The sequence below is a fragment of the Streptomyces sp. NPDC097981 genome (genome assembly GCF_040302565.1).
GTDB lineage: Bacteria > Actinomycetota > Actinomycetes > Streptomycetales > Streptomycetaceae > Streptomyces.
The window spans coordinates 88,233-107,141 of record NZ_JBEORW010000019.1; the positions used below are offsets into that span (position 1 = coordinate 88,233).

The 18,909-nt window shown below is 72.8% G+C and carries 18 protein-coding genes and 1 pseudogene; 5 read left to right on the forward strand and 14 right to left on the reverse strand.

Going from position 1 to position 18,909, the window contains the following annotated elements; translation table 11 throughout:
• Nucleotides 1-59 precede the first annotated feature (59 nt).
• On the forward strand, nucleotides 60-1,361 hold the full coding sequence (locus ABTY04_RS19920; protein ID WP_352214661.1) for an MFS transporter: 1,302 nt from the start codon (nucleotides 60-62) through the stop codon (nucleotides 1,359-1,361).
• A pseudogene (locus tag ABTY04_RS19925) lies at nucleotides 1,358-1,853 on the forward strand (class I SAM-dependent methyltransferase). The gene ABTY04_RS19920 and the pseudogene ABTY04_RS19925 overlap by 4 nt, the downstream one beginning before the upstream one ends.
• Nucleotides 1,854-1,873: 20 nt before the next feature.
• Here the strand turns inward: ABTY04_RS19925 and ABTY04_RS19930 are convergent.
• The 6 genes from ABTY04_RS19930 to ABTY04_RS19955 all read right to left on the reverse strand — a co-directional run bounded on the left by ABTY04_RS19930 (nucleotide 1,874) and on the right by ABTY04_RS19955 (nucleotide 6,770).
• Nucleotides 1,874-2,230, reverse strand: a complete 357-nt coding sequence (locus ABTY04_RS19930) for a cytidine deaminase-like protein (protein WP_502996676.1) — start codon at nucleotides 2,228-2,230, stop codon at nucleotides 1,874-1,876.
• Nucleotides 2,231-2,318: 88 nt separating this feature from the next.
• Nucleotides 2,319-2,672, reverse strand: coding sequence for an MmcQ/YjbR family DNA-binding protein (locus ABTY04_RS19935; protein WP_352214663.1), 354 nt, complete (start codon nucleotides 2,670-2,672; stop codon nucleotides 2,319-2,321).
• Nucleotides 2,669-3,973: a hemolysin family protein gene (locus tag ABTY04_RS19940; RefSeq protein WP_352214664.1), complete on the reverse strand. Its 1,305-nt coding sequence runs from the start codon at nucleotides 3,971-3,973 to the stop codon at nucleotides 2,669-2,671. The genes ABTY04_RS19935 and ABTY04_RS19940 overlap by 4 nt, the downstream gene beginning before the upstream one ends.
• Entirely contained in the window at nucleotides 3,970-4,467 is a 498-nt protein-coding gene (gene ybeY / locus ABTY04_RS19945; protein WP_229339819.1) for an rRNA maturation RNase YbeY, read from the reverse strand. The genes ABTY04_RS19940 and ybeY overlap by 4 nt, the downstream gene beginning before the upstream one ends.
• Nucleotides 4,468-4,480: 13 nt before the next feature.
• Nucleotides 4,481-5,530: a PhoH family protein gene (locus ABTY04_RS19950; protein WP_352214665.1), complete on the reverse strand. Its 1,050-nt coding sequence runs from the start codon at nucleotides 5,528-5,530 to the stop codon at nucleotides 4,481-4,483.
• Between the two features lie 142 nt (nucleotides 5,531-5,672).
• The gene (locus tag ABTY04_RS19955; RefSeq protein WP_502996677.1) at nucleotides 5,673-6,770 is read right to left on the reverse strand and encodes a carbohydrate kinase family protein; all 1,098 of its coding nucleotides are present in this window, start codon (nucleotides 6,768-6,770) and stop codon (nucleotides 5,673-5,675) included.
• Nucleotides 6,771-6,984: 214 nt separating this feature from the next.
• Between ABTY04_RS19955 and ABTY04_RS19960 the strand changes: the two genes are divergently transcribed.
• Nucleotides 6,985-8,322, forward strand: a complete 1,338-nt coding sequence (locus ABTY04_RS19960) for an MFS transporter (RefSeq protein ID WP_352214666.1) — start codon at nucleotides 6,985-6,987, stop codon at nucleotides 8,320-8,322.
• Nucleotides 8,323-8,328: 6 nt separating this feature from the next.
• Here the strand turns inward: ABTY04_RS19960 and ABTY04_RS19965 are convergent, their stop codons facing one another.
• The 6 genes from ABTY04_RS19965 to hrcA form a co-directional block, all read right to left on the reverse strand.
• Nucleotides 8,329-9,234, reverse strand: a complete 906-nt coding sequence (locus ABTY04_RS19965) for a ribonuclease Z (RefSeq protein WP_352214667.1) — start codon at nucleotides 9,232-9,234, stop codon at nucleotides 8,329-8,331.
• Between the two features lie 3 nt (nucleotides 9,235-9,237).
• Nucleotides 9,238-9,597: a histidine triad nucleotide-binding protein gene (locus ABTY04_RS19970; RefSeq protein ID WP_352214668.1), complete on the reverse strand. Its 360-nt coding sequence runs from the start codon at nucleotides 9,595-9,597 to the stop codon at nucleotides 9,238-9,240.
• A 99-nt stretch (nucleotides 9,598-9,696) separates the two neighbouring features.
• A complete protein-coding gene (locus tag ABTY04_RS19975) occupies nucleotides 9,697-10,440 on the reverse strand; it encodes a 16S rRNA (uracil(1498)-N(3))-methyltransferase (protein WP_352214669.1) in 744 nt (247 codons plus the stop codon).
• Nucleotides 10,437-11,528 carry a nitronate monooxygenase gene (locus tag ABTY04_RS19980; RefSeq protein ID WP_352214670.1) on the reverse strand — a complete coding sequence of 364 codons (1,092 nt, stop codon included), beginning with the start codon at nucleotides 11,526-11,528 and terminating at the stop codon, nucleotides 10,437-10,439. Before ABTY04_RS19980 ends, ABTY04_RS19975 begins: the two co-directional genes overlap by 4 nt.
• A 147-nt stretch (nucleotides 11,529-11,675) precedes the next feature.
• Complete coding sequence (gene dnaJ, locus ABTY04_RS19985; RefSeq protein ID WP_030297168.1) at nucleotides 11,676-12,815, reverse strand: molecular chaperone DnaJ; 1,140 nt, start codon at nucleotides 12,813-12,815, stop codon at nucleotides 11,676-11,678.
• Nucleotides 12,816-13,832 (reverse strand): heat-inducible transcriptional repressor HrcA, encoded by a 1,017-nt coding sequence (hrcA, locus tag ABTY04_RS19990; protein ID WP_352214671.1) that lies wholly within the window; start codon nucleotides 13,830-13,832, stop codon nucleotides 12,816-12,818.
• 155 nt (nucleotides 13,833-13,987) lie between these two features.
• On the opposite strand from hrcA, the gene ABTY04_RS19995 reads away from it, so the two are divergent.
• Nucleotides 13,988-14,713 carry an MBL fold metallo-hydrolase gene (locus tag ABTY04_RS19995; protein ID WP_352214672.1) on the forward strand — a complete coding sequence of 242 codons (726 nt, stop codon included), beginning with the start codon at nucleotides 13,988-13,990 and terminating at the stop codon, nucleotides 14,711-14,713.
• A gap of 28 nt (nucleotides 14,714-14,741) precedes the next feature.
• Nucleotides 14,742-15,551, forward strand: a complete 810-nt coding sequence (locus ABTY04_RS20000; protein WP_352214673.1) for a DUF3097 domain-containing protein — start codon at nucleotides 14,742-14,744, stop codon at nucleotides 15,549-15,551.
• Between the two features lie 106 nt (nucleotides 15,552-15,657).
• Here ABTY04_RS20000 and hemW read toward each other — a convergent pair whose 3' ends face one another.
• Together hemW and ABTY04_RS20010 are read right to left on the reverse strand one after the other, a co-directional pair.
• Nucleotides 15,658-16,890, reverse strand: coding sequence for a radical SAM family heme chaperone HemW (gene hemW / locus ABTY04_RS20005; protein WP_352214674.1), 1,233 nt, complete (start codon nucleotides 16,888-16,890; stop codon nucleotides 15,658-15,660).
• A 114-nt stretch (nucleotides 16,891-17,004) separates the two neighbouring features.
• A complete protein-coding gene (locus ABTY04_RS20010) occupies nucleotides 17,005-18,894 on the reverse strand; it encodes an AMP-dependent synthetase/ligase (RefSeq protein WP_352214675.1) in 1,890 nt (629 codons plus the stop codon).
• Between the last annotated feature and the right edge of the window lie 15 nt (nucleotides 18,895-18,909).

Below are 18,909 nucleotides of genomic sequence, written 5' to 3' on the forward strand. Positions count from 1 at the left end.
ATCGAAGGGTGTCGGTCAGGCCACTGTCGTACGAGCCCTCCCTGCCGGAAGCTTTCTGCGTGACGCAGACAGCCCCCACCCCCGCCCCCACCCTCACGACCACGCCTCCGGCCACCCCGGGACGCATCCACCGCGCCTGGTTCGTCGCGGCCGTCGCCTTCGTGACGATCATCGGCGCGGCCGCCTTCGCCTCCCTGCCCGGACTGCTCATCGAACCGCTGCACGAGGAGTTCGACTGGTCGCGCGGCACGATCGGCTTCGCCGTCTCGGTGAACCTCGCGCTGTACGGGCTCACCGCCCCCTTCGCCGCCGCGCTGATGGACCGCTTCGGCATCCGCAAGGTGGTGGCCCTGGCCCTGCTGGTCATATCCGGCGGCACGGTGGCCACCCTGTGGATGACGGAGTCCTGGCAGCTGGTGCTGTTCTGGGGCGTGCTGGTGGGCCTGGGCAGCGGCTCCATGGCGCTGGCCTTCGCGGCGACGGTGACCAACCGCTGGTTCACCGCGCGGCGCGGGCTGGTCACCGGGATCCTGACCGCGGCCGGGGCCTCCGGGCAGCTGATCTTCCTGCCGCTGCTGTCCTGGCTGGTGGAGCACCACGGCTGGCGTCCGGCGGCGGTGACGGTCTCGCTCGCGGCCCTGCTGGTCGTCCCGTTCGTCTGTCTGCTGCTGCGCGACCACCCGGCGGACGTGGGGCTCGCGCCGTACGGGGGCGCCTACGCCGAGAAGCCCGCGCCCGCCACGGGCGCCGCGCGCCGGGCGGTGACGGTGCTGTCCAAGGCGGCCCGGACCGGCCCGTTCTGGCTGCTGGCGGGCACCTTCGCGATCTGCGGGGCCTCGACCAACGGCCTGGTCAAGACCCACTTCGTACCGGCGGCGCACGACCACGGCATGCCGGTGACGGCGGCCGCGGGGCTGCTGGCGGTGGTCGGCGTCTTCGACGTGGTCGGCACCATCGCCTCCGGCTGGTTCACGGACCGCTTCGCGGCGCGCCGCCTGCTGGCGGTGTACTACGCGCTGCGCGGGATCTCGCTGCTGTTCCTGCCCGTGCTGCTGGCGCCGGCCGTGCACCCGCCGATGGTCTTCTTCATCGTCTTCTACGGGCTGGACTGGGTCGCGACCGTCCCGCCGACCATCGCGCTGTGCCGCGAGCACTATGGGGAGGACAGCGCGATCGTCTTCGGCTGGGTCCTGGCCTCGCACCAGGTGGGCGCGGCGGCGGTGGCCTTCCTGGGCGGCCTGGCCCGGGACGCCTTCGGCTCGTACGACCCGGTCTGGTACGCGTCGGGCGCGCTCTGCGCGATGGCGGCGCTGATGGCCATGGTGATCCGCCGCCGCGGAAATGATCAACTCGCTGTGTGACGACGGCACTGACGCAGCGCGCCTTCGAGGCGATCGACCGGTTCAACGACGCTCACCCGTGGGACCACAACGCCCACTAACACCGCTGGATCCTGCGGCAGCTGCCCGGGCGGTTCGGCCGGGCCCTGGACATCGGCTCGGGCAGCGGCGATCTGGCCCGGCTGCCGGCCGGGCCGGGGCGGTGCACGCCACCGACGCCGATGCGGCGATCGTCGCCCGGGCGCGGGAGCTGACCCCGCCGGGCATCCCCGGCGCCCCGGTGACGTTCGCCGTCGGTGACGCGCCGACGGAGCTGCCGCCGGGGCCGCCGCCCTGGGCTGGATCAAGAACAAGGGCCGCACGGCTCCCCGGCCGCCCTCGACGACCGCCCCGACCCGCCCGGCGGGCATGGGCTTCCGGGCAGCCGCCCGCGAGGCCGGGGCCGTACTGCCGGGCGCGCGGCTGCGCCGAAGGCTGTTCCGGCGGTACGCCCTGGTCTGGCGCGAAGCCTGACAGCGGCCCCCGCGCCGGACTCAGGCGCCTGCCGGGGTGGTGGACTTGAGGGTGCCGTCCGGGGCGGCCAGGAGGACGGGGGTGGCAGGGCCGCCGAGGTCGCGGACCGCCGCGAGGTCGGCGTCAGTCACCGCCTCCGCCGAGCTGACCACGGCCGCGGCCTCCAAGGACTCGGCCCCGCTCGCCACCGCCATCGCGACCGCCGTCCGCAGCGCGCTCAGCTTGAGGGACTCCAGCTCCACCGTCCCGGCGACGTACGTACGGCCCGTCTCGTCCCGTACCGCCGCGCCCTCGGGCACCCCGTTGCGGGCCCGGGCGCTGCGCGCCAGCGTGATGATCTTGCTGTCCTCGGGGTTGATCCCGGTGGTGTCGGTCATGGGCGAAAGCATAGGGAGCCCTCGGCGGGGCCGCGCAACGACCCCGCCCCGCCTTCACTGCCGGCCGGGCTTCACTGCCGGCCGGGCTTCACGGCCGGTCGAGCCGCAGCCGCTCCGCCCTGGGCAGGCCGGCGACCACCAGGTCGTACGAGTCCTCGATCAGCTCCCGCACCATCGCGTCCGGCAGTCCGCCGACCGTCACCGTGTTCCAGTGCCGCTTGTTCATGTGCCAGCCCGGCGCGATCGCCTCGTGCTCCTCCCTCAGCCGCACCGCCAGCTCCGGCTCGCACTTGAGGTTCACGGTCAGCGGGTCCCCGTCCAGCGCGCAGAGCGCGAACATCTTGCCGAGCACCTTGAACACCGAGGTCTCGGCGTTGAACGGGAACTCCTCCACCGCCGCGTTGAAACCCAGGCAGAACGCACGCAACTCCGCCGGCGTCATTCGCCCTCCCCGCCCTCGCCCGCCGCCGGGGCCATCGGCTCCACCAGCACCGTCACGATCTTGTTCCGCCGGCCGGCCGGGGACTCGGCCGTCAGCCGCAGCGGCCGCCCGTCCGGCAGCTCCACGACCGCCGAGGCGCCCGCGATCGGCACCCGGCCGAGCGCCTTCGCCAGCAGCCCGCCGACCGTCTCCACGTCCTCGTCGTCGAAGTCCTCGACCTTGAACAGCTCCCCGAGGTCGGTGATGTCGAGGCGCGCCGTCACCCGGTAGCGGTCCTCGCCCAGGTCCTCGACGGGCGCGAGCTCGCGGTCGTACTCGTCGGTGATCTCACCGACGATCTCCTCAAGGATGTCCTCGATGGTGACGATGCCGGCCGTGCCGCCGTACTCGTCGATGACCACGGCCACGTGGTTGCGCACCTGCTGCATCTCGCGCAGCAGATCACTCGCGTTCTTGGTGTCCGGGACGAACACCGCCGGCCGCATCGCCGTCGTGACCAGGTCGGTCTCCGCCTCCCGGCTGATGTGCGTCTTGCGGACCAGGTCCTTCAGATACACGATCCCGACTATGTCGTCCTCGTTCTCCCCGGTCACCGGGATGCGCGAGAAACCCGACCGAAGCGCCAGCGTGGTCGCCTGACGGATCGTCTTGTACCGCTCGATGCAGACCAGGTCGGTGCGCGGCACCATCACCTCGCGCACCAGGGTGTCGCCGAGCTCGAAGACCTGGTGCACCATCCGGCGCTCCTCGTCCTCGATCAGCGACTCCTTCTCCGCCAGGTCGACCATCGCGCGCAGCTCGGCCTCGGAGGCGAACGGCCCCTTGCGGAAGCCCTTCCCGGGCGTGAGCGCGTTGCCGATGAGGATCAGCAGCTGCGGAATGGGCCCCATCACACGGGCGAGCGGGACCAGGACGTACGAGGCCGCCGTCGCCGTGTTGAGGGGGTGCTGGCGGCCGATGGTGCGCGGGGAGACCCCGACGGCCACGAAGGACACGAGCACCATCACCGCGATCGCGACGAGAAGTGCCTTCCAGTTGTCGCCGAACCCGTCGAGGCAGACGTAGGTCACGAGCACGCCCGCCGCCATCTCGCAGGTGACCCGCACGAGCAGCGCCACATTGAGGTAGCGGGTGGGGTCGGCGGCGACCTGCGCGAGCTTCGCGCTGCCGCGCCGGCCCTCCCGTACGGCCTGCTCGGCGCGGAAGCTGGAGATCCGGGCGATCCCGGACTCGGCGCACGCCGCGAACCAGGCCACCACCACCAGCAGCACCGCGCCGGTGATCAGCTGCGGGGCGGTCACGAGACGGTCGGGGCCGGGGACGGACCGGTCATGCCGCGCTCACCGCGCCAGCCGTCGACGATGGCCGCCTGGAGGCCGAACATCTCGGCCTTCTCGTCCGGCTCCTCGTGGTCGTACCCGAGCAGGTGCAGCACCCCGTGGACGGTCAGGAGCTGGAGCTCCTCGTCCATGGAATGCTGCGTCGGGGCGTCCTCGCCCTGCTTCTTCGCCACCTCGGGGCAGAGCACGATGTCGCCGAGGAGGCCCTGCGGGGGCTCCTCGTCGTCCTTCGACGGCGGCCGGAGCTCGTCCATCGGGAAGGACATGACGTCGGTGGGGCCGGGCAGGTCCATCCACTGGATGTGGAGCTGCTCCATGGCGTCCTCGTCGACGACGATGACGGAGAGCTCGGACAGCGGGTGGATCCGCATCCGGGTGAGTGCGTAGCGGGCGATGTCGAGGATCGCCCGCTCGTCGACCTCGGTTCCGGACTCGTTGTTGACGTCGATCGACATGGTGCGCTGGGTTCTACTTCCGCTGGTAGCCGTTCCGGGACTGCTGGGCGTCCTGGCTGTCGTCGTACTTCTCGTACGCGTCGACGATACGGCCGACCAGCTTGTGCCGGACGACATCCTCGGACGTGAGCCGGGAGAAGTGGATGTCCGGAACCCCTTCGAGGATCGTCTGGACCTGGCGGAGACCACTCCTGGTACCGCCCGGCAGCAGGTCGACCTGGGTGATGTCACCGGTGATGACGATCTTCGAGTCGAAGCCGAGGCGGGTCAGGAACATCTTCATCTGCTCGGGGGTGGTGTTCTGAGCCTCGTCGAGGACGACGAAGGCGTCGTTGAGCGTGCGCCCGCGCATGTACGCGAGCGGGGCCACCTCGATGGTCCCGGCGGCCATGAGCCGCGGGATCGAATCCGGGTCGATCATGTCGTGCAGCGCGTCGTACAGCGGGCGCAGGTACGGGTCGATCTTGTCGAAGAGCGTGCCGGGCAGGAAGCCGAGCCGCTCGCCGGCCTCGACGGCGGGGCGGGTCAGGATGATCCGGCTGACCTGCTTGGACTGCAGGGCCTGGACCGCCTTGGCCATGGCGAGGTAGGTCTTGCCGGTACCGGCGGGGCCGATGCCGAACACGATCGTATGCTTGTCGATCGCGTCGACGTACCGCTTCTGGTTGAGGGTCTTGGGGCGGATGGTGCGGCCGCGGCTGGAGAGGATGTTCTGGGTGAGCACCTCTGCCGGCGTCTCGTCCGGGCCGTCGCCGTTGCTGCTCGCCTTGAGCATGGCGATCGAGCGTTCCACTGCGTCCTCCGTCATCGGCTGCCCGGTGCGGAGCACCAGCATCATCTCGTCGAACAGGCGCTGGATCAGGGCGACTTCCGCCGCGTCTCCGATCGCGCTGACCTGATTGCCCCGAACATGGATGTCGGCCTTCGGGAAGGCCTTCTCGATCACGCGCAACAGGGCGTCCCCCGAGCCGAGCACCGCGACCATCGGATGCCTGGCCGGAACGGTGAAATGGGCTCGCGCCTGCCCCGGCGCCGGTGTCTGGGCTGTGGGTGTCTGAGTCATGGGCCGGCACTGTGGCCTGCACATACCTCCTGCTGAGGGGCCGCGCCGATCGACGACCTCCGGAATACCAAGGGTACGACTCCGCCGCGGCATCCCCGAGGGGTTTTCCCGCACCCTGCGAGGGCCTCCCGGGGCCGCGCCGCTACGCCGGGTGCCGGAACCCGATCGTCGGGACGGCCCTGCGCCGGGAGGCCGGCTCCGTGCCCGGCGGAACCAGGGCGTCCAGGAACCCGTAGCGCGGCCGCAGGGCCTCGGGGGCCGCGCTCCACCAGTGGGCCACCTCCGGCCAGCCCGGGGCCGACAGCGAGCCGCCGAACTCCTGGACCGACAGGGCCGCCGTCAGGCCCGCGAAGGCCAGCCGGTCCGCCAGCGGCCACCCCGCCAGGGTGCCGGTGACGAAGCCCGCCACGAAGACGTCCCCCGCCCCCGTCGGGTCCAGCGCGTCCACCGTGATCCCGGGGACCTCCGCCGTCTCGCCGGTCCGCCCGTCCACCGCGTACGAGCCCTCCGCCCCCATCGTCACCACCGCGACCGGCACCTTCCGCGCCAGCGCCCGCGCCGCCGCTCTCGGGCAGTCGGTCCGCGTGTACCGCATCGCCTCCCCCGCGTTCGGGAGGAAGGCCTCGCAGTGCTCCAGGTCCGCCAGTGCCCCCAGGTCCCAGCACCCGCTCTCGTCCCACCCGACGTCCGCGAAGATCCTCGCCCCGTGCCGCGCCGCCTCCGCGATCCACGCGTCCGTCCGCCCCGGCCCCAGCGAGGCCACGGCCGCCCGGGTGCGCGGCGGGCACTGCGGGAGCGGCCCGGGGCCCGCCGGGGGCGGGGCCTCGTGGCCGTGCGAGACCATCGTGCGCTCGCCCTCGTACGCCATCGAGACCGTGACCGGGCTGTGCCAGCCGGGGATGGTCCGCGACATCGACAGGTCGATGCCCTCGCCCTGCTCCAGCGCGTCCCAGCAGTACTCGCCGTAGTGGTCGTCGCCGAACGCCGCGGCCAGCGAGGTGCGCAGGCCGAGCCGGGCCAGCGCGGTGGCCATGTTGGCCACTCCGCCGGGACTGGAGCCCATGCCGCGCGCCCAGGACTCCGTACCGCGGACGGGGGCCGAGTCGAGGCCGGTGAAGATGATGTCGAGGAAGACCGTGCCGGTCAGGTAGACGTCGAACCCCGCTTCCGCGGGGTCCCGCAACGGACCGAGCGGGTCCACGGCTGCGTTGCGGCTGGTGCGGCTGTCCCGACTGGTCACGGTGTACTCCCCGTTTGGTACGAAGGCTCGTTTCTGCAAGCGGGCATTCGGTGGAAAGCTGCCAGCCTTGCCCGCCCCCGGCAGGCCCAAAACCCAGTGTGTCTCACATCACTCCCGTGCCGCTCTTCTGTGCGTCGTGAACCACTTGATAGACAAGGGCGCCGCGGGTCCCGCGGAAGATCTCGCCCCCACCTGCGCATCACCGGGAACAGCCGTGTCCGACAACACCTCCGCGCCGCCCGCCGCCTGGCCCGTGGTGGCCCTCTTCACGGCCGGGTACCTCGCCTCGTACCTGCTCCCCACCGTGGTCGGACGACTCGACACCCATCTCCCGCTGAGCCCCGCGCAGGCCGGGCTCGTCGGAACGGCCCTGCTGCTCGGCTCCGCCACGGCCGGATTCACCCTGGCCTCCCGCATCCCCCGCCGCGGGCCGCGTCCGCTGGCCCGGCTCGGACTGCTGCTCGCCGCCCTCGGCTACGGCACGGCGGCCTCGACCGCCCTGCTCCCGCTGGTGGTCGCGGGCGTGGTGGTCGGCGGCTTCGGCTCCGGCACCGCCACCGCCGTGGCCGCCTCCGGGATCGCCGGGCAGCGCGATCCGCACCGCACCTCCGCCCTCGGGCTGCTGTCGGTCTCGGCGACCGCGGGGGCGCTGTACCTCACCCTGCCGCGCCTCGGCGGCGGCCACGGGCTGCCGTTCGCGGCCATCGCCCTGGTCGCGGCACTGGCCTGGCCCGCGACCGGCCGGCTCGGCGGGCCCACCGGCCCCGGTCCTGCCGTACGGGGCTCGGGACGGCTGCCGTACCCGCGAGCCGGGGCGGTGCTGGCGGGCTGCCTGCTGCTCTGGTCGCTGACCCAGGAGGCCCTGTGGGGCGTCAGCGGCCGGATCGGCGCCGAGCAGGCGGGCCTGCCCGAGCCCACCTTGGGGATCGTCTTCGCCGTAGCGCTGGGCGCGGGCCTGCTCGGGGTCACGGCCGCCTCCGGGTTCGGCGCCCGGCTGGGCCGGGCGGTACCGATCGGCGCGGGCACGGCGGCCATCGCCGGCTGCGTGGTGCTGACCGCCTCCGCGGACGGGCTCGCCCGGTTCGCCACCGGGGAGATCCTGTGGAACGCGGTGTACCCGGTCGTCCTCTCGTACGTGATCGGGCTCGCGGCGGCCCTCGACCCGCGCGGCCGCTGGGCGGTGCTGGCCGGATCCGCCTCCTCGCTGGGCACGGCGTGCGGCCCCGTGGCCGGCAGCCTGCTCGCCGAGGGGTTCGGCTTCCCGGGCATGGGGCTGGTGCTCGGCGGGCTGCTGCTGGTCGTGGCCGGGCCGATGACCGCGGTCGCGCTGCGCCCGGCCGCGGCCGAAGGGCCGGTCCGCCGCGGCGGAGCGCCGGCCACGGCGGCGCGGCCCGATCCCGGGGTCGGGACCGGAACCGCGACCGCGACCGCGACCGGACCGGAGCCTGCGGGCACGCCCGTCCGCGACCGCCGCACCCCGCGCCGGGTGCTGCTGCTCTCCCCGGCGTCCCGCCGCTCCCGGAACCGGGAGCAGGAGTCGTCCGGGCTCTAGCGGGCTCTAGGCGCGCTTCGGCAGGGGGACCCGTACGAGGTCCGCGGCGATCGTCAGCCGGCCCTCGAAACCGGCCGCGCGGGCCTGGCGTTCGAACTCCTGCGGGTCCGCGTAACGCTGCGAGAAGTGCGTGAGCACGAGGTGCCGCACGCCCGCGTCGCGCGCGACCCGGGCCGCCTGGCCGGCGGTGAGGTGCCCGTGGTCGGCGGCCAGCGCCTCGTCCTCGTCGAGGAACGTGGACTCGATCACCAGCATGTCGCACCCCTCGGCGAGGGCGTCCACGCCGGGGCACAACCGGGTGTCCATCACAAAAGCGAAGCTCTGCCCCGGCTTGTGCTCGCTGACGTCGTCGAGCGTGACCCCGCCCAGCTGCCCCTCGCGCCGGATCCGGCCCACGTCGGGCCCCTTGATCCCGTGCCGTGCGAGCAGTTCGGGCACCATGCGGCGCCCGTCGGGCTCGGTGATCCGGTAGCCGAAGGACTCGACCGGGTGCGAGAGCAGGCGGGCGTCGAGGGTGTACGAGGGCCCCCGGGCCAGCGTCCCGTCCGCGGACACGGGTTCCTCGCAGAGCGCGACGGTCTCCCGGTAGGCGGTGGCGTACCGGAGCCGGTCGAAGAACTCCTGTCCGGATGCCGGGTAGTGGGCGGTCACGGGGTGCGGGACCCGGTCCAGGTTGATGCGCTGGATCACCCCGGCGAGGCCGAGGCTGTGGTCACCGTGGAAGTGGGTGACGCAGATCCGGTTGATGTCGTGCGCTGCCACGCCGGCGCGGACCATCTGGCGCTGGGTGCCCTCACCCGGGTCGAAGAGGATGCCCTCGCCGTCCCAGCGCAGGAGGTAGCCGTTGTGGTTGCGGTGGCGGGTGGGCACCTGGCTGGCGGTGCCCAGCACCACGAACTCTCGTACGGACACGGACTATCCGGGGGGCCACTGGAGGCCGCGCCCGCCGAGGACGTGCGCGTGCGCGTGGAAGACGGTCTGGCCCGCACCGGCGCCGGTGTTGAACACCACGCGGTAGCCGTGGTCGTCGACCTTCTCCTCGGCGGCGATCTCACCGGCCTCGCGCAGCAGATCGGCGGCGACGGCCGGCTCGGCGGCGGCGAGCGTGGCCGCGTCGGGATAGTGGACCCGGGGGATCACGAGGATGTGCGTGGGCGCCTGCGGGTTGATGTCCCGGAAGGCGAACGTCGTCTCGGTCTCCCGGACCACGGTCGCCGGAATGCTCCCCGCGACGATCTTGCAGAACAGGCAGTCCGCCTGCGGTTCCCCGGCCATTGCTCCGCCTTCCGTGACAGTGGCGTTGACGGGCCGTCGACGCCGGTGTTGATCAGCCTGGGCATCGTATCCGGCGCCGTCGGCGCCCTCACCCGCGTTTCAGGACCAGCGGCCGGTGCGCGCCAGGAGGACCGCCGTCGCCGCGGTGCCCGCGGTGGAGGTGCGCAGGACCGAGGAGCCCAGACGATAGGGGTGGGCGCCTGCTTCGGCGAAGACGGCCAGCTCCTCCGGGGAGACCCCGCCCTCCGGGCCGACCACCAGGACGATGGAGCCGCCGGCCGGGAGTTCGGCCGTGGCCAGGGCCCCCGAGGGGGCGTCCCGGTCCTCGTGGAGGACCATCGCCAGGTCGGCCCCGGCGAGCAGCGCCGCGACCTGCTTGGTGGACATGGCCTCCGCCACTTCCGGGAAGCGGACCCGGCGGGACTGCTTGCCCGCCTCGCGGGCCGTGGCCCGCCACTTGGCCAGGGACTTGGCGCCGCGGTCGCCGCGCCACTGGGTGATGCAGCGCGAGGCCTGCCAGGGGACGATCGCGTCGACGCCGGTCTCGGTCATCGTCTCGACGGCGAGCTCGCCGCGGTCACCCTTGGGGAGGGCCTGGACGACGGTGATCCGGACGGCCGGTTCCGGTTCCCGGCCGGCATCGGACACCGAGACGACCAGCCGGTCCTTGCCCTCGGCCACCTTGACCACGGCCTGCGCCCAGCCGCCGCGGCCGTCCGTGAGGACCACCGCCTCGCCCGGGTTCAGCCGCTTCACGGAGACCGCGTGCCGGCCTTCCGGGCCGTCGAGCACGAACTCCGGCCCCGCGGGGACCTCTTCGACCACGAACACGGGGGCGGTCATGACGCACTCCTCTTCTGCATTGCTTTCAACGCGCTTTGCGCCTCGGCCAGTTCGGCCGTCAGCACCTCCACCAGCTCCCCCGCGGGCAGCGCCCGCGCCAGCCGGTGACCCTGGCCCGCCCACAGGGCCATGCCCTGCGGGTCCCCGGCCGCGGCGGCCGCCTTGCGCAGCCCGGCGGTCATGTGGTGGATCTGCGGATACGCGGCCGGGGCGTACGGCCCGTGCTCGCGCATGAAACGGTTTACCAGGCCCCGGGCCGGCCGCCCCGAGAACGCCCTGGTCAGCTCAGTGTGGGCGAACAGGGGGTCCGTCAGCGCCTTCTTGTGCAGCGGGTGCGCGCCCGACTCGGGGCAGGCCAGGAAGGCGGTGCCGAGCTGCGCCGCCTCCGCGCCCGCCGCGAGCAGCGCCGCGATCTGCGAGCCCCGCATCAGACCGCCCGCCGCGATGATCGGGAGGGCCACGGCCTCCCGTACCTGGGCCACGAGCGCGAGCAGGCCCACGCCCGCCGTGCCGTCGGCCTGCGGGTCGTCGCGGTGGGTGCCCTGGTGGCCGCCCGCCTCCACGCCCTGGACGCAGACGGCGTCGGCGCCCGCGGCCTGCGCGGCGCGGGCCTCGTCGACCGAGGTGGCGGTGACGACGGAGTACGTGCCCGCCTTGCGCAGGGAGGCGAGGACCGCGGGCGTGGGACAGCCGAAGGTGAACGAGACCACGGGAACCGGGTCTTCGAGGAGGATCGCGAGCTTGGCGTCGTAGCCGTCGTCGCTGGTGCCGATGATGTCCTCGTCGGCCAGGGAGATCTCGTACCAGCTGGCCTCGCCGGCCAGCTGCCCCCGGTACGCCTCCACGGCGGCCGGGTCCACGTACCCGGTCTGCGGCATGAAGAGGTTCACGCCGAACGGGCGCCGGGTGAGTGCGCGCAGCCGTTTGATCTCCTGGTACATGCCGTCGGCGGTCTTGTAGCCGCCGGCCAGGAAGCCCAGCCCGCCCGCCTCGCACACGGCGGCCGCGAGCGGCGGACAGGAGGCGCCGCCCGCCATGGGAGCCTGCACGATCGGGTACGGGGAGAGACCGTTCGGTGCGGAGGACATGGACTGCATCGTGCCACGTCCCGACCACCGGGCCGAATCACCGCATTCGCCTGGCATAGTCCGCTCCGCCGGGGGCGTCCGGATCAATGCGGCGAGCCCGGTCCGGGGTGCCCCCGGACCGGGCTCGTACGTGTGACCGCGGGCCGGTCAGCGGCCGTTGAAGGCGTCCTTCAGGCGGCTGAACAGTCCCTGCTGACCCGGCGCGAACTGGCCCATGGGCCGCTCCTCGCCGCGCAGCTTGGCGAGCTGGCGCAGCAGCTCCTCCTGCTGGGCGTCCAGCTTGCCCGGGGTGGTGACCTCGACGTGGACGATCAGGTCGCCGCGCCCGCCGCCGCGCAGGTGCGTGACGCCGCGCCCGTGCAGCGGGATGGACTGGCCCGACCCGGTGCCGGGGCGGATGTCGATCTCCTCCATGCCGTCCAGCGTCTCCAGCGGGCATTTGGTGCCCAGGGCCGCGGCCGTCATGGGGATGGTCACCGTGCAGTGCAGGTCGTCCCCGCGCCGCTGGAAGGTCGGGTGCGACAGCTCGTGGATCTCCACGTACAGGTCGCCGGCGGGGCCGCCGCCGGGGCCGACCTCGCCCTCGCCCGCGAGCTGGATCCGGGTGCCGTTCTCGACACCGGCCGGGATCTTGACCGTGAGGCTGCGGCGGGAGCGGACCCGGCCGTCGCCCGCGCACTCGGGGCACGGGGTCGGGACCACGGTGCCGAAGCCCTGGCACTGCGGGCAGGGGCGCGAGGTCATGACCTGGCCCAGGAAGGACCGGGTGACCTGCGACACCTCACCGCGACCACGGCACATGTCACACGTCTGCGCCGAGGTGCCGGGGGCTGCGCCCTCGCCGGAGCAGGTGGTGCAGACGACGGCCGTGTCGACCTGGATGTCCTTGGTCGTGCCGAAGGCGGCCTCGTCCAGCTCCAGGTCGAGGCGGATCATGGCGTCCTGGCCGCGGCGGGTCCGCGAGCGCGGGCCGCGCTGCGAGGCCTGGCCGAAGAAGGCGTCCATGATGTCGGAGAAGTTGCCGAAGCCACCCGCCCCGAATCCGCCCGCGCCACCGCCGCCGCCCGAGGAGGACAGCGGATCTCCGCCGAGGTCGTAGACCTGCTTCTTCTGCGGGTCCGAGAGCACCTCGTAGGCCGCGTTGATCTCCTTGAAGCGCTCCTGCGTCTTCGGATCCGGATTCACGTCCGGGTGGAGTTCCCGCGCGAGGCGGCGGAAGGCCTTCTTGATCTCGTCCTGAGATGCGTCGCGGCGTACGCCGAGAACGGCGTAGTAGTCCGTGGCCACTTACGACTCCGCCAGGATCTGTCCGACGTAACGTGCCACTGCGCGTACCGCTCCCATCGTTCCGGGGTAGTCCATGCGGGTCGGTCCGACCACGCCGAGTTTGGCGACAGTTTCGCCGCCCGAACCGTAGCCGACCGAGACGACGGACGTGGAGTTCAGTCCCTCGTAGGCATTCTCATGCCCGATCCGTACGGCCATTCCCGACTCATTGGCCTCGCCCAGCAGCTTGAGGAGCACGACCTGCTCCTCCAGCGCTTCGAGCACCGGCCTGATCGTCAGGGGAAAATCGTGTCCGAAGCGCGTGAGATTGGCGGTTCCGCCGATCATCAGCCGCTCCTCGGCCTCCTCGACCAGCGTCTCCAGCAGGGTCGCGAGCACAGTCGACACCGTGCCTCGGTCCTCCGGCTCGAACGACTCCGGCAGGTCCTGCACGAGCTGCGGCACGTCGGTGAACCGGCGGCCGACGACCCGGCTGTTGAGCCGCGCCCGCAGATCGGCGAGCGAGGTCTCGCCGAACGGCGTCTGGCAGTCGACGAGCCGCTGCTCGACCCGGCCCGTGTCGGTGATCAGCACGAGCATGAGCCGCGCCGGAGCCAGCGACAGCAGCTCGACGTGCCGGACCGTGGACCGGGTCAGGCTCGGGTACTGGACGACGGCGACCTGCCGGGTCAGCTGCGCGAGCAGCCGTACGGTCCGGCCCACGACGTCGTCGAGGTCGACGGCGCCGTCGAGGAAGTTCTGGATGGCCCGGCGCTCGGGCGTCGACAGCGGCTTGACCCCCGCCAGCTTGTCGACGAAGAGCCGGTAGCCCTTGTCCGTGGGGATCCGGCCGGCGCTGGTGTGGGGCTGGGCGATGTAGCCCTCCTCCTCCAGCACGGCCATGTCGTTGCGCACGGTGGCCGGCGAGACGCCGAGACGGTGCCGCTCGGTGAGCGCCTTGGAGCCGACCGGCTCCTCCGTCCCGACGTAGTCCTGGACGATGGCGCGCAGCACCTCGAGTCTGCGTTCGCTGAGCATCGCGCACACCTCCAGCTGGTCGTCGGCGCTTGTCGTGGTCGGTCACATCTGCTGCGTTGGCACTCCGGGCGTTCGAGTGCCAGAGATCCCCCGGCCAGTGTACGGCCGGGTAGTCAGCCCCTGGCAAGGGCGGCCCGCCAAGGTAGCGTCGCGGCATGGACGTGCATTGGGAAGAGGCGGGCTGGGAGCGGCTGACCGGGCGGACCGGCCGACGGCGGCTTCCGGTGTGGGACTGCACCGTGGGACTGGTGGTGGGGGACGAGTCGGTCCTCCTGATCGATCCGGGCTCGTGCGTACGGGAGGGCGCACAGCTGCGGGTCGAGGCGGAACGGCTGACCGGCCGGCGCGTGACGCATATCGCATTCACCCACGGACATTTCGATCACGTGCTGGGCGGGGCCGCGTTCGCCGGCGCCGAGGTGTTCGGGGCGGTCGGGCTGGACGCGGAGCTGTCGGCCGGCCGCGAGGAGCTGCGCGACGACGCGGTACGGCAGGGACTGGACGCGGCGGAGGCGGCCGAGGCGGCGGACCTGCTGGTGGTGCCGAGGCATCCGGTGTCCGGCGAGTGGACGCTGGAGCTGGGCGGGGTGCAGGTGCTGCTGGCGAACGTCGGGCCCGGGCACACCCGGCACGACTTGGCGGTGTGCGTGCCGGGCGAGCGCGAGGTGGTGTTCTGCGGGGACCTGGTGGAGGAGTCGGGCGAACCCCAGGCGGGCCCGGACGCGGTGCCGGCGCAGTGGCCGGCGGCCATCGGCCGGCTGCTCGCGCTGGGCGGGGACGACGCACTGTACGTGCCGGGTCACGGAGCGGTGGTCTCCGCGGCTTTCGTCCGTGCGCAACGGGACACACTGCGCGCGCAGTTCGGCGTGTCGGGCCTCTGAGGGCGCGCGCTCTTCTACTGTCGGCCGGATGCGTGAGTACTCCCCCGACCTGACCCCCCAGTGGAAGCGCGCCCAGCCCGTCCCGGAGGTGCCGGCCGAGCCCGACCTGGTGGTCGAGGTGGCGGGTACGGACTTCTGCGGCGCGGTGGTGGCCTGCGAGGCGGGCACGGTGACCCTGGAGGACCGCTTCGGCAAGCGGCGGGTGTTCCCGCTGGAGCCGCGGGGGTTCCTGCTGGAGGGCGCCGTGGTGACGCTGACCCGCCCCTCGCGGGCGCCGCAGGCGCCGCTGCGCACCGCGTCGGGCTCCGTGGCGGTCCCCGGGGCGCGCGCCCGCGTGGCCCGCGCCGGGCGGATCTACGTCGAGGGCCGGCACGACGCCGAGCTGGTGGAGCGGGTCTGGGGCGACGACCTGCGGATCGAGGGGGTGGTGGTGGAGTACCTGGAGGGCATCGACGACCTGCCCGCGATCGTGGCGGAGTTCGGCCCGGGCCCGGACGCCCGCCTGGGGATCCTGGTGGACCACCTGGTCCCGGGCTCGAAGGAGTCCCGTATCGCGGCGTCGGCGGCCTCCCCGGACGTCCTGATCGTCGGCCACCCTTACGTGGACGTCTGGCAGGCGGTGAAGCCGTCCGCGCTGGGCATCGGGGCGTGGCCGGTGGTCCCGCGGGGCCAGGACTGGAAGACGGGCGTCTGCCGGGCCCTGGGCTGGCCGCAGAACACCGGAGCCGCGTGGCAGCACATCCTGTCCCGCGTGACGTCCTACAAGGACCTGGAGCCGGTCCTGCTGGGCCGCGTCGAGGAGCTGATCGACTTCGTCACGGTCGGCGGTGCCGCTTGAACTTGGGCAGGGTGCCGAATTCGCCGGTGTCCAGCAACGACGGCAGCCTGTGGACGAGCGTGGACACCGGCCCCCCGGTTTCGCACGGATCCACTCCGCCGAGTGTTCAGTCCACCAGGTCGCGGACCACCGCGTCGGCGAGGAGCCTCCCGCGCAGGGTGAGGACGGCGCGGCCCGCCTCGTACGGGCCCGCCTCCAGCAGGCCGTCCGCCAGGGCGCGGCGCGACGCCGCAAGCCCGGCCGGGGCCAGGAGGGACAGCGGGGCGCCGTCCACCAGCCGCAGTTCCAGCAGGATCCGCTCCACGCGGCGGTCCTCCTCCGACAGGAGCTCGCGCCCCGCGCCCGGGGAGCGGCCCTCCGCCAGCGCCGCGGCGTACGCACCGGGGTGCTTCACGTTCCACCACCGCACGCCGCCCACGTGCGAGTGCGCCCCGGGCCCCGCCCCCCACCAGTCGGCCCCGCGCCAGTACAGCTCGTTGTGCAGGCAGCGGCCCGCCTCCGAGGTGGCCCAGTTCGAGACCTCGTACCAGGAGTACCCGGCCTCGGCCATCACCGAGTCCGCGATCAGGTACCGGTCCGCGTGCACGTCGTCGTCCGTCATCGGGACCTCGCCCCGGCGGATCCGCCGCGCCAGCTGCGTGCCCTCCTCGACGATCAGCGCGTAGGCGCTGATGTGGTCGGGTCCGGCCCCGAGCGCGGCCGCCAGGGACGCCCGCCAGTCCTCGTCCGACTCCCCCGGGGTGCCGTAGATCAGGTCCAGGTTGACGTGCTCGAAGCCCGCCGCGCGCGCTTCCGCGACGCACGCCTCGGGCCGGCCCGGCGTGTGCGTGCGGTCGAGCACCTTCAGGACGTGCTGCTTCGCGCTCTGCATGCCGAAGGAGATCCGGTTGAAGCCGCCGGCCCGCAGTTCGGCCAGGTACGCCGGGTCGACGGACTCCGGATTGGCCTCGGTGGTGATCTCGGCGTCCTCGGCCAGGCCGAATTCCTCGCGGATCGCCGCGAGCATCCGCACGAGGTCCGCGGCCGGCAGCAGCGTCGGCGTGCCGCCGCCCACGAACACGGTCCGCACGGCCCGCGGGTCGTCGCCGAGCACCTTGCGGGCGAGGCGGACCTCGTCGATCAGGGTGTCGGCGTAGTTCTCCCGGGAGGCGAGCACGCCGCCGGTGCCGCGCAGCTCGGTCGCGGTGTACGTGTTGAAGTCGCAGTACCCGCACCGCGTGGCGCAGTACGGGACGTGCAGGTAGAACCCGAGCGGCCGGTCCCCGGCACCCGCCAGGGCATGCGACGGCAGCGAACCGTCTTCGGGCATGGGTTCACCGTCGGGGAGTGCGGAAGGCATGCACCCATTGTCCCGCACCCCGGCCGGGGTGCGGGCCGTCCGGAAGACGCCCGGCGGCCGTGCGGCGGGCCGGCCGCCCCCGGGCCGCCGGCCCCGTACCGCCCGCAGCAGGCGCTACGCCTCGCGGGAGCCCTCGTACATCTCGTCGATCAGGTGCTTGAACTCACGCTCGACGGCCGGCCGCTTCAGCTTGAGGCTGGGCGTGAGGTCGCCGTGCTCCACGTCGAGGTCGCGGGGCAGGATCCGGAACTTCTTGATCGTCTGCCAGCGCTGGAGGCCCTCGTTCAGGGTCTGGACGTACGTCTCGATCAGCCGGTTCGTCTCGGCCGCGGCCAGGACCTCGGCGTACGTCTTGCCTTCGAGGCCGTTCTCGGCGGCCCAGCCCAGGATCGCGGGCTCGTCGAGCGCGACCAGGGCGGCGCAGAAGTTCCTGTCGGCGCCGTGCACCACGATGCTCGACACGTAGGGGCAGATCGCCTTGAACCGGCCCTCGATCTCGGCCGGGGCGACGTACTTGCCGTTCGAGGTCTTGATCAGGTCCTTCTTGCGGTCGGTGATGCGCAGGTACCCGTCGGGCGAGAGCTCGCCGATGTCACCCGTGTGCAGCCAGCCGTCCTCCTCCAGCACCTCGGCGGTCTTCTCGGGCTGGAGGTGGTAGCCCTGCATGATGCCGGGGCCGCGGAGCAGGATCTCGCCGTCGTCGGCGATCCGCACCTCGGTGCCGGGGAGCGGCTTGCCGACGGTGCCGGTGCGGTAGGCCTCGCCGGGGTTGACGAAGGAGGCCGCGCTGGACTCGGTGAGGCCGTAGCCCTCCAGGATGTTGATGCCGGCGCCGGCGAAGAAGTAGCCGATCTCGGGGGCCAGGGCGGAGGCTCCGGAGACGGCGGCGCGCAGCCGGCCGCCGAAGGCCTCGCGGAGCTTGGCGTAGACGAGCGTGTCGGCGATCTTGTGCTTGGTGGCGAGGCCGAAGGGGGCCGTGGCGTTGCCGGTGCGCCGGTAGTTGTCCTGGGTGACCTTGGCGTACTCGCGGGCCACGCCGACGGACCACTGGAAGATCTTGTACTTGGCGCCGCCGCCGGCCCGGGCCTTGGCCGCGACCCCGTTGTAGACCTTCTCGAAGATGCGCGGGACGGCCGCCATGTAGGTGGGCTGGACGACCGGCAGGTTCTCGATGATCTTGTCGATGCGGCCGTCGACGGCAGTGACGTGCCCGACCTCGATCTGGCCGGAGGTCAGGACCTTGCCGAAGACGTGCGCGAGCGGGAGCCACAGGTACTGGACGTCGTCGCTGGAGATCATGCCGGTGGCGACGGTGGCCTTGGCCATGTACGACCAGTTGTCGTGCGGGAGCCGTACGCCCTTGGGGCGGCCGGTGGTGCCCGAGGTGTAGATCAGCGTGGCGAGCTGGTCGGCCGTGATGGCCGCGATCCGCTCCTTGACCGCCGCGGGGTGCTGGACGAGGTACTCGTTGCCGCGCGCCTCCAGGTCGGCGAGGGAGAGCACCCAGCCCTCGGGGTCGCCCTCGGCCGGCACCGCGTCGGCGGCGTCGAGGACCACCACGTGGGCGAGCTCGGGCAGGTCGGCGCGCCGCTCGCGGGCCTTGGCCAGCTGGGACGCGTCCTCGGCGATCAGCACGCGGCTGGCCGAGTCGGAGAGGATGAACGCCGACTCCTCGGCGTTGGTGCTGGGGTAGATCGTGGTCACGGCGCCGCCGGCGCACATGACGCCCAGGTCGGCGAGGATCCACTCGACGCGGGTGTTGGAGGCGAGCGCGACCCGCTCCTCGGGCTGCAGGCCGAGGGTCAGCAGGCCCGCGGCGATGCCGAAGACCCGCTCGGCCGCCTGGCCCCAGCTCAGCGACTTCCAGTCGTCGGGACCGGTGCCGCCGGCCGCCGGCACCGGGAAGCGGTAGGCCTCGGCGTCCGGCGTGGCGGCGACACGCTCAAGGAAGAGTGCCGCCACGGTGGGCGGGCGGTTCTCGATCAAGGTCTGTGTGTCGCTCACGGACGTCCTCCGGAC